The organism is Acinetobacter sp. UBA6720, from assembly GCF_002454215.1.
GTDB lineage: Bacteria > Pseudomonadota > Gammaproteobacteria > Pseudomonadales > Moraxellaceae > Acinetobacter.
The window spans coordinates 1-10256 of the sequence record NZ_DKIK01000019.1 but is presented as its reverse complement, the minus strand read 5'-3'; the positions used below and the strand labels follow the sequence as shown (position 1 = coordinate 10256).

Sequence of the window (10256 nt, the reverse complement as noted above, 5' to 3'; positions counted from 1 at the left end):
AAAATCCAACTGAGATAGGTGCTATCTCCGACGCCTGTGGATTGCCAAAGGACGCCCCAGTTCCAGGTATAATTCATGACAATCCCCTAAAATAGGTCAGGCAAAGAAACTTTGCCTGAGTGAACATTAATCTTTCCTTTATCGTTTACTGATCACGGTCATGTGGGTTTGCAATTAAGGCTTTAAGTTGGTCTGACATAGCAAAATTCAGGTTAATGTTTTTCGGTGGAATTGGTTGTTCAAACCATTTGTTGTACATCTTGTTAATTTCACCTGAGCTATAAGTGGCTTTAATTGCATCATCAACCACTTGCTTAAAGCCTGTGTCGCCTTTACGCAACATACAGCCATAAACTTCTTGAATTGGTGCTGTACCGACAATGTGCCACTTGTTTGGATCTTTGGCTTTCGATTTTTCTCCAGCGAGTAAAATGTCATCCATCATAAACGCAGCAGCACGACCGCTTTGCAGCATCAAGAATGATTCAGCATGGTCTTTGGCAGAAATCACTTCACCAATACCGAGCTCTTTTTCATGCTGACGGATATAGCGTTCAGAGGTTGTACCTGCTGTAGTCACAAGTTTTTTGCCTTTTAAGTCAGCAAAATCCTTCACACCTGAATCCGTTGCAGTGAGTAAACGTGAACCCACTTCGAAGAAGCCTACAGAAAAGTCAACTTGCTGCTGACGTTCTTTGTTGTTTGTGGTTGAACCACATTCAAGATCGACTGTACCATTTGAAACCAATGGAATACGGTTTTGGCTGGTGACTAAGTTATAGCGAACTTTTAAATCAGGCATGTTCAGCTTTTGTTTAACAGCTTCAACCACTTTGAGCTGTAAATCATGTGCATAACCGACAGGTTGATTGGGGTTGTCTGCGATATAGGAGAATGGAATAGAGGAATCTCGGTAACCTAAAACAATGGTTCCTGATTTTTTAATCTTATCTAAAGTGCCTGACTGTGAAGCATCTGCGCCAGTGCTAGCTGCATCCGTTGCAGGTGCTTTGTTGTCGCTACATGCACTGAGGCTCAGCGCAAGTGCACTTGCACAAAATAGGGCAGAAAGATTACGTTGCATGGTCATGTACAAACTCCTTTTGTTTGCAGCATCAATTGCATTGTTTTTATCAAAAACGTCAGAATTGGGTTAAAGCTTTATTCTGTGCAAAAGATGTTCTTTTTATGGTGTTTTTTTTACAGCTTAGTCTGCATCTTAATCGAGATTGCTTTTACTGCTCAAGTGGGATTTTTAATATTTTGTTAATAATGCTTTAAATAAGTGCATCGCTATATTCCTCTGATATTAAAAAGGAAATTATGCATAATACGTGCCATTTCAAGTTTTTTAATCAATTTTATTAGGCTAATGTCTAATGCTACAGGATTGGCTATTCGTTTTGTTATGGATGCATGACAGAATGGATTTTGCTTGTGTAGAACATGCTCTAACGGCAATAGCAAAGAAAAGTGCTTTATTTTGAAGATGATCCGTTTTATGGCGCAGCATAAAAGATGAGTTAGATTCGACTTACTGTCCTACACTTTCCGAAGAGGATTAAAAACTAAAACATAAAAGCGACTGTACGTTATGAACGAATGACGGGGCACAATCGCAGGGGGGGGAATGATTAGATGTGTATCAAGAAGTGCTTAGTGCACAAACATATCCATATATTCACGGATTTCAGAAATTGCAGTTTCAATATCCGTCGTCAACCATGTTGGCTCAAACAGTCCGATATAGTGATCTAAACAGTCTTGAGGTACAACTAAACGCACAGGACATTCTTCTTCTAGTAAGCGCCAAGGAATGATGGGTGTTTCATTGTCTAAAAAGGCTTGCACATTTCGAATATCAATAATCATGGCATTGACACATTCAGGAAAAGGCATCACTGAAAACTCTTCAGTACGACGGCGGAAAAACTCCAGATCGCCCCACTTGAGAATATAACTTGGCTTAGAAAACTCAATAATACCAATAAGATGTTGGTCTCGCGTGTAGTGCAAATGACATTGGTGCGTAACATCAGTGTCTAAATCAAGCGTTACACTTTGTTGACGATATGCCATAAAGTCCAAAAACAGCTAAAACAAGGTGCATAATTATAGCGCAAATTCAGTTGAAGAGCGCTGTTAGCCAGACTCTTTTTGTCTATGGCTATATGAAATACTATTTATATGACTTTTAACATTGAATTGACAGAAGAGTGACTGTTTTTAAAGCCTTATAAAATAATAATTTATCTTGAAATAATGCGCTTGTTTACTATCTCACTATGCTTTGAAACACAATGCTACACAAGCAATTGTTAGTATAAAAATTCGACAACTTGATAATAGAAAATTGAGGGGGAGCTATGACACATGATTTCAATAAACCGCCCCATGTACAAACGCCAGAGGAGCGGCAAAAGAAAAAACGCATGCCTGTGTATATGTTGGCATTGGTCGGAATTTTCTTAATCGCATTATTACTGTATATGTTTGCAGATACCAAGCCAAATCCAAATGAGGCGCCTCCAGGACATCTGAATCCAAGTGCCGAGCCTGCAACACCGAATAACAGCACCACTGCAACAGCAGGTGATGAAGCAGTAGCCACCGATAGCAATACAGCGACTGCAACTGACCGCTAAATGAGACAAAGCCCTTGTAATGTACAGGGGTTTTTTCTTTAGCAGTCATCAAAAGGGTATTCCATTTCTCATTCATACCTCATGGCAGACAATCACTTCAAAACTAAAATCTGTATTTGAGCAAAGGTCGCTGTGATGTAGACATAACAAGAGGGAGAACAAAATGAATGATTATGTAGGGCATCAGGGTCGATTTGATGCGATGTATTATTGGGATCAGTTTCACCCAATCCTGTCCGCAATCGCCATCCTGATCATTGGTTGGATTATTGCATTATTGATTGCAGGTGCTGTGAAAAAAGTCTTAACCAAACTGGGCACCAATCAAAAACTATCGAGTGCCACAGGACATCGTTCAAATATTGAAAATATTGTTTCCCGTGTTGTGTTTTGGCTGATTTTGATTATTGCGGTGATTGGCGCACTCAATGTCCTCAATCTCACCAGTGTGAGTGGGCCATTTAGCAATATGGTTCAGCAATTCCTATTGTTTATCCCTCAGTTGCTGGCTGCTATTGCGGTCGGTTTTATTGGCTGGATTGTGGCCAATCTGGTCAAAGTGGGTTTACAAAAAGGATTGGATCGCACCCAGTTAGATGAAAAGCTCAGTCAAGATGTCGGAGTCAGCACGCTCAGCCAAAACATCAGTGAAATTGTTTATTGGTTAATTCTCTTGCTGTTTTTGCCTATTGTACTGTCGATACTCGGTCTTACTGGGCTGCTTTTCCCTATCCAAAATATGGTCAATGAAGCCGTATTGTATCTGCCGAATATCTTTATTGCGGGTGTGATTATTTTTGCAGGTTATATTCTGGCAAAAATTGTACGTGGCATTATTGAGGGTTTATTGAGAAGCCTAGATGTACAAAAACAGGTTGAAAAAGTAGGATTGTTTAAAAACTCAGATTTGGCCAAAGTGCTTGGATCTTTTGTTTTTGCAATCGTCATTATCACGGCTCTGATTATCGCCTTTGAAGCTTTAGGGATTGATGCCATTTCTCAACCTGCAACCGCCATGTTGTATGAAATCATGAATGCTATTCCGCATATTATTGCGGCGGCATTGATTTTAATTTTGGCCTATGTGGTGTCGCGTTTTGTCGCAAGCCTTGTGGTGGAAGTCTTGTCGGGAACAGGTGTAGATGACATTCCAAGCAAAGTTGGCTTACAACGTTTCTTAGGGAACACCAAAGCATCTTGCGTTGTGGGTTACTTCATCGTGTTCTTTACCATGTTATTTGCAGTTTCTGAAGCAGCAAATCGACTCGGCTTTGAGCAGATCAGTGGTTTGATTGCGATGTTTATCCAGTTTGGTGCAAACATCCTGTTGGGTGCAGTCATTCTGGGCGTGGGCTTCTGGCTGGCGAACTTGGTTGCACAGGTGATTGAACGTGGTGAATACAATAGCTCTCGTTGGGTAGCGAACATTGTTCGTGTCTTGATTATTGGCTTAGTGTTGGCAATGGGCTTGCGTGCCATGGGTATCGCAGATTCGATCGTAAACTTAGCCTTTGGTTTAACGCTTGGCGCAGTTGCGATTGCTTTTGCACTGGCTTTTGGTCTGGGTGGTCGTCAACCTGCGGAACGGGTTTTGACCGACTTGTTAGATAAAGCCAAAAAAGAAGGTACGCAACCGAATCCACTGTATCAGGCCAAAGCTGATAGCACGCAGTCCGCACAAGGCAAAGAAGGGCATGCTTCACTGAAAGAGCAAATGGATGCACCAACAGTTGCAGAAGAATATCAACATGTTGATGATATTCCGACCACCGCAGAAGTTGATCCTGCACATAAACCTTTAAATAAGCCTTTTGGCTCAACGGGTGAAGCTGAGCAAGATATTGATGTTCACCCCAAAGATCCAGACTAAGTCAATTATACTAAACACCAACCGCTGATAGTGGTTGGTGTTTTTTTTATTGGAGTAAACGATGTTAAAAAAAGCCCCAAATAAATATTTTGCGCCCATTATTATTGCAGGCATTACCGTTGGATTTTTCGTGAGTGCTTATAAGTTTGTCTTTGCGAAGCCGAAAGCAGAAGCTAAGCAATCCACAGCGTCAGAGATGTTTCCTGCGCAATCTTCTGAGCGAGTAGTGACTGAAAAGGATGATGAAAAATAATACAAAAGTATATAGTGTTGAATGGCATTTAATTTGGTATGTTTAATGCATGTGAAATATGGATATTTCATAAATTAGAAATACTTAGATGCCTATACTTTGAAATATGAATTGATGAATATTTCACAATTTATTTTGATAAATTGTACATACACAAGGAAAAACCAATGATGAAAATATTAAAAAAGACATTGATGTTGCGCCGTACCGTGACTGAACTTAGCCATGTGCAAATTGCGATTGCGAAAATGGACTTAGCGCTTGCTCGTCAGCAGAAGCAAAAGCAGTGCGTACTGCTACGCACGGACTATTTAGAATAATTTATCGTTTAAGCAGATGGCTTAGACATATTCTGATGCGGCATGTGCAGATGACCATGCCCATTGGAAGTTGAAACCACCCAAATGTCCTGTGACATCAAGTATTTCACCAACAAAGTACAAGCCTTTTTGCTTTTTACTTTCCATCGTTTTCGAGGACACTTCCGTGGTATCTACACCACCTAAAGTGACCTCAGCGGTACGGTAGCCTTCGGTTCCTGATGGTTTGACTTCAAACGCATGTATGCGCGTTGCAATGTGCTCCAGTTTTTCATCTGACAGTTGGCCAATCGCTGTTTCAGCCAATTCAGGCCAAATCAGGTTTTGTAGTTCAACCACTACACTTTTCGGGAAATGTTCACCCATTAAAGTGCGCAGTAGGGCTTTGGGTTGACTGTGTTTCTTGGCTTTTAAGTAGTCGTTCACATCCACACTTGGTAGGAAGTCAATTTTAAAACTTTGCCCAACATCCCAATAATTCGATAGCTGTAGCGAGCTTGGCCCACTGAGCCCACGATGAGTAAATAAAAGCGCTTCGGTGAAAGCGTTTAAGTCATTTGATAAAGTGGCATCGACTGCGTTGCCACTTAAGCGTGTGGTCACTTCTTTAAAACTATCTGAAAAGGTGAAAGGTACTAAACCTGCGCGAGTTGGATAAACATGGTGACCAAATTGCTTTGCAATTTCATAGCCAATCCCTGAACCCCCTAAGGTCGGAATAGATAAACCACCCGATGCAATGACTACAGATTCGGTTTCAAAATACCCCAGCGTCGTGGCAATTTGAAAACCTTGTTCAGCGAGTGCGGTGATAGCTTTCACTTCACAGTTGGTTTTAATCTCGACCAAACCTGTCTTTTCACACTCGCTCAACAGCATGGCTAAAATTTCTTTGGCACCTTTTATGGTGAACAGCTGACCGTGTTTACGTTCTTCATATTCAATCCCGTATTCACAAACTAGGCCAATAAAGTCCCAATTGGTATAGCGAGTGAGGGCTGAAATCACAAAGTGTGGATTATGCGAAATAAAGTTGCTGGGTTCGACATAGAGGTTGGTAAAGTTACATTTACCACCACCCGACATGAGAATTTTTTTACCGACTTTATTGGCTTTTTCTACCACCACCACTTTACGTCCACGTTGAGCTGCCATATAGGCTGTCATTAAGCCAGATGCACCTGCACCTAAAACTAAGACATCATATTGATTTGCGGACATGACACACTCACGGGAGAATAAAGCAGGGCATTATAGACCATCTTTTTTGCTTTTTCAGGACTATCTAAAGCGCAGCTAAACGACCTTGCAGTCCACCTGAATGAATCACCAAAATACGATGATCTATGGAAAATGTACCTTGTTGAATTAAATCGGTTAAACCCAACAGCATTTTGCCTGTGTAAATTTGTTCCAGTGGAATGTCATATTGCTGCTCAAAGTCTTGAATAAATTGCAGGAGTTCAGGCGTGGTTTTAGCATAACCGCCACAGCAATATTGATCGGTAATTTGCCAATTTTCTTTTTCAGTCAGTTGCTTTATCTCTCGACTCAAAAAATCACCTTTGAGTGCGGAGAAGCCCAAAACTTGCTGCTGTGAATGACTGGCTTCAATCAGACCTGCAATGGTGCCACCTGTACCTACGGCACAGCAAATCAGATCGAAATTTTGTCGATCCGCATCAGAGAGAATTTCTGTACAGCCTTGAATGGCAAGAGGATTGGTTCCCCCTTCAGGAATCACATAATAATCAGGATAATCTTGTTGTAACCGTGCTAAGTAGGCTGAGCTTTGCTTTTGCCGATAGGTTTCTCGCGTCACAAACTGCAATTGCATGCCGAATTGCTGTGCTGTATTTAAGGTTGTATTTAAAGGTTTACTTGCCAGTTCTTCGCCCCGAATAATGCCCAGACTCTCAAAACCCAATAACTGCGCTGCATAAGCCGTTGCGGCAATATGATTGGAATAGGCACCGCCAAAAGTCAGCAGTTTTTTATAGCCTTGTTGCTGCGCCGCCAATAGATTGTATTTTAGTTTAAAAAATTTATTGCCTGAAATATGTGGATGGACCAAGTCTAAACGTTTGATGCTGATATTGATCCCGTCAATACTGATGTGCTGATAGGGAATGGACTGTGCAATCTGTTCAAACATAGGACTTTAATCAATCAGGTTGAGTGCTTAGTGTAAGTGAAAAGTCGTGGTTTCTGCACAGGATTAATGCTGTGCAGATTGGGTATCGACCGAACTAATTACGGACATGCCTGGACGTAAATTTTCAATGCCCGTTTGATTCGGATCAATTGCAATCCGTACTGCAATACGTTGTACCACTTTGGTAAAATTGCCTGTCGCATTATCGGCTTTAAGCACACTGAACTCTGAACCCGCCGCTGGGGAGATTTGTTCGACATGACCTGTAAATTTCTGATGATTGAGGGCATCCACCGTAAACCATGCTTTTTGTCCAATTTTCATATTGGCAATTTGAGTTTCTTTAAAGTTGGCAGTAACCCAAGTTTGCTGTGGAATCAGATAGAGCAACTGTGTGCCTGCGGCCACATATTGCCCCACGCGTGGATTGACTTCACCCAGTTGTCCATCCATCGGGGCGATAATACTGCTGTAATTTTTGGTGGTTTTGGCTTGATCTAGTTGTGCAGCGGCATTGGTCACTTGTGCTTTGAGCCCAGTTTCAGCGACTTGTGCAGTTTTGAGGGCTTCTTTCGCCACTAGGACATTGGCCTGTGCTTGTTGCAGTAAGGCTAAATTATTTTGGGTATCGGCAAAGGCTTTGTCTTGTTCTGATTTAGACGCTGCGCCAGAGTCGCCTAACTGTTGAAAGCGATGCTGTTGTGTCAATGACAGTTGGTATGCTGCTCGCGCTTGTTCGACTTTGGCTTCTGCCGCAACAATATCGGCTTTACGCTGAGCAATATTTTGGCTTTGATTGGAAAGGTTATTTTGGGCTTGATCAACGCCTGCTTCAGCCTGTGTGACTTTTTGGTCATAGGTGGTGGCATCAATATGCATCAACACCTGTCCTTTTTTGACGTGATCAAAATCACTGACCAGCACATCTTTGACATAGCCATTAATTTGCGAAGAAAGCACTGTAGTTTTGCCTTTGACATAGCTATTGTCTGTTGACTCAATATCGCTATCAAATGGCCCAATTTTCCATGCCCACAAGATGATGCCGATCCCGATGATGAGTACTAAAAACATCAAAATCAAGGTACGTTTCGCTGTTGGAATTAATTTACTTGAAGGCGGCGTAATCGGTGTTTCTGCTGCCACGGGCTGTTCAGGCTGAGCGGTATTTTCAGTCGTTGCAGTTGTTTCAGCGGGAGCTACGGGTTTTTGATCATCAGACATAACAATTTCTCAAATAAATAGGGAGCAGTGGCATTAGGCAGGACCGATTTTCGCCTGTTGCCGCAGTTGATATTGATTCCGTGCAATCAGGAATGTCCCCCACAGCAATAGCAGCATGGCCACGATGCCATTGAAGCTAATCACATCGTTATAGGCACGTACTTGGGCTTCTCGAGTTACCACTTGATTTAAATTTTTTAAGGCTTGTTGTTGCTCTAACTGCTGATCGAGCGTGTAACTATGTGAACTTTGTTGATACGCTAAAAGCCGCTGTGCAATCAATGGATTGGTTTCGGGGAGTTGTTGAATCATTTCAGCACGATAGTTCTGGGTTCGGACTTGTTGATAGGTGGAGTAAAAGGATGAACCGACTAAGCCACCAAATGTTTGAGTCGCTGAAAATAAAACAATGAACGTGACAATATGGGTAGGGCCTTTTTGCATAGCATTTAAGATACCCGTGATTAAGAGTGGACCAATAAATACACCACTGGCAAAGCCTACCAAAAACTGACTGCCGTAGAAGTTGGAAGGGCGAATATCGCTGGTGAGGTGAAAATCTAGCCCGCAAGCAATTAATACCAAAGCTTCTGCTAACAGTAGGTGCCAAATAATCCGTTCACGTGAAAAAGTGATGGCACTAAATAAGGTTCCAGACACAATGCCTAAAAAGATCACCACATATAGCGGGACAAATTGATCGGGGCCCATACCCATCGTTTTGAGAAAACTCACGGCAGCATAACTTTGCTCCGACATTAAGAAGCGAATTGCAAAGGCACCGATGATAAAACGAAGCGTAGATGATGTCCCCAGCCAACGTGTCATAATCAGTGGATTGACCCGATAATGTTCGTAGACCAAACCAATCACAATCAGACTGAATCCTGCAATTAAAAGGTATGCCAACCATTTCACTTCAAACCACCACAAGATTGGCCCTTGGGTCAGTACAATACACAAAAAGGCAAAACCGGGCGCAAGCAAGGCAAAGGTGAAAAAGTCCTGCTTTTCAAAAACAGCAATTCTTAAACTGCGGGGTAATTTAAGCGACACCACCATTGCAAAACAGCACAGGGCTAAACCAATTTCAAAGGTATATAGGACATTCCAGTTATTGACATCAATAAGGTACGGAGAAATGATCCATGCTAAGGGAATACCAAGCTGTTGGAAGCCTAAAGCCAAATAGATACTTCGACCAAAATTTTCTCGCTTAAAAGCCTGCATAATGTAATACATGCCTAAAGAGCTGAGCGGTGCTGCAACCATGCCACTAATAAAACGCACCAGTACAGCCATTTCAAAGGTATGTACAAAGACGTGTAAAACTAAAACTACAATAAAAATCAGCAGGCCTATTTCAGAAAATAGACGCAGACCGTATTGTTGGCGGGCTTTAAACAGAATCAGGTTCGCACTGACATTGGCCATCACATAAGCTGCAGGAATCCATGCCACCTCAGAGGGTGTTAGTCCATATTCACCCTGAATTAAGGGTAAATTCGCGGTAATAAAACCGTTACTGAGACTTGCAGACAGTGCGACAAATAAGCCAATAAAAAAATATATGAAGCGCTTAGGTGTGGAGTGCGCGATCACGGCAGGAGAGCCGGGCAGAGTTGGTTTTTCTTCGGCTGTCCAGTTTGGTGCAGGTTCGAGTAAACGCGGTGGCTGTGTCATGAGTGGTGACCTTTATGCCCGAATACCGTTGAGTAAGAGCTCAATCGCACGTTGTGCAAGTTGTTGTTGCTCTAGATTGGTCAGCCCTTGAAATGAAGTCCTTAAA

General features: G+C 42.1%; 10 protein-coding genes and 1 pseudogene. 4 read left to right on the top strand and 7 right to left on the bottom strand.

The annotated features are described in order from the left end of the window. The 3 genes and pseudogenes from B4F08_RS02125 to B4F08_RS02115 all read right to left on the bottom strand — a co-directional run. Positions 1-77 (bottom strand): annotated as a pseudogene (locus tag B4F08_RS02125) (amino acid ABC transporter permease); the annotation flags it as partial. A 68-nt stretch (positions 78-145) separates the two neighbouring features. Beyond that, positions 146-1090, bottom strand: a complete 945-nt coding sequence (locus B4F08_RS02120; RefSeq protein ID WP_010326225.1) for a transporter substrate-binding domain-containing protein — start codon at positions 1088-1090, stop codon at positions 146-148. A 566-nt stretch (positions 1091-1656) separates the two neighbouring features. Continuing rightward, a complete protein-coding gene (locus B4F08_RS02115; RefSeq protein WP_291372834.1) occupies positions 1657-2079 on the bottom strand; it encodes a hypothetical protein in 423 nt (140 codons plus the stop codon). Between the two features lie 287 nt (positions 2080-2366). Between B4F08_RS02115 and B4F08_RS02110 the strand changes: the two genes are divergently transcribed. The 4 genes from B4F08_RS02110 to B4F08_RS02095 all read left to right on the top strand — a co-directional run bounded on the left by B4F08_RS02110 (position 2367) and on the right by B4F08_RS02095 (position 5088). Continuing rightward, entirely contained in the window at positions 2367-2645 is a 279-nt protein-coding gene (locus B4F08_RS02110) for a hypothetical protein (RefSeq protein WP_291372832.1), read from the top strand. A 163-nt stretch (positions 2646-2808) separates the two neighbouring features. Further along, positions 2809-4515 (top strand): mechanosensitive ion channel, encoded by a 1707-nt coding sequence (locus B4F08_RS02105; protein ID WP_291372830.1) that lies wholly within the window; start codon positions 2809-2811, stop codon positions 4513-4515. Positions 4516-4576: 61 nt separating this feature from the next. Continuing rightward, positions 4577-4768 carry a hypothetical protein gene (locus B4F08_RS02100; protein ID WP_291372828.1) on the top strand — a complete coding sequence of 64 codons (192 nt, stop codon included), beginning with the start codon at positions 4577-4579 and terminating at the stop codon, positions 4766-4768. A 167-nt stretch (positions 4769-4935) separates the two neighbouring features. Next, on the top strand, positions 4936-5088 hold the full coding sequence (locus tag B4F08_RS02095) for a hypothetical protein (protein WP_171494572.1): 153 nt from the start codon (positions 4936-4938) through the stop codon (positions 5086-5088). Positions 5089-5109: 21 nt separating this feature from the next. Here B4F08_RS02095 and B4F08_RS02090 read toward each other — a convergent pair whose 3' ends face one another. The 4 genes from B4F08_RS02090 to B4F08_RS02075 form a co-directional block, all read right to left on the bottom strand. Beyond that, the gene (locus B4F08_RS02090; RefSeq protein WP_291372824.1) at positions 5110-6309 is read right to left on the bottom strand and encodes an NAD(P)/FAD-dependent oxidoreductase; all 1200 of its coding nucleotides are present in this window, start codon (positions 6307-6309) and stop codon (positions 5110-5112) included. A gap of 64 nt (positions 6310-6373) precedes the next feature. Beyond that, the gene (locus tag B4F08_RS02085) at positions 6374-7243 is read right to left on the bottom strand and encodes a 1-aminocyclopropane-1-carboxylate deaminase/D-cysteine desulfhydrase (protein WP_291372822.1); all 870 of its coding nucleotides are present in this window, start codon (positions 7241-7243) and stop codon (positions 6374-6376) included. Between the two features lie 63 nt (positions 7244-7306). Next, on the bottom strand, positions 7307-8467 hold the full coding sequence (locus B4F08_RS02080; protein ID WP_291372820.1) for an HlyD family secretion protein: 1161 nt from the start codon (positions 8465-8467) through the stop codon (positions 7307-7309). A gap of 33 nt (positions 8468-8500) precedes the next feature. Then, positions 8501-10150: an MFS transporter gene (locus tag B4F08_RS02075; RefSeq protein ID WP_291372818.1), complete on the bottom strand. Its 1650-nt coding sequence runs from the start codon at positions 10148-10150 to the stop codon at positions 8501-8503. Positions 10151-10256 lie beyond the last annotated feature (106 nt).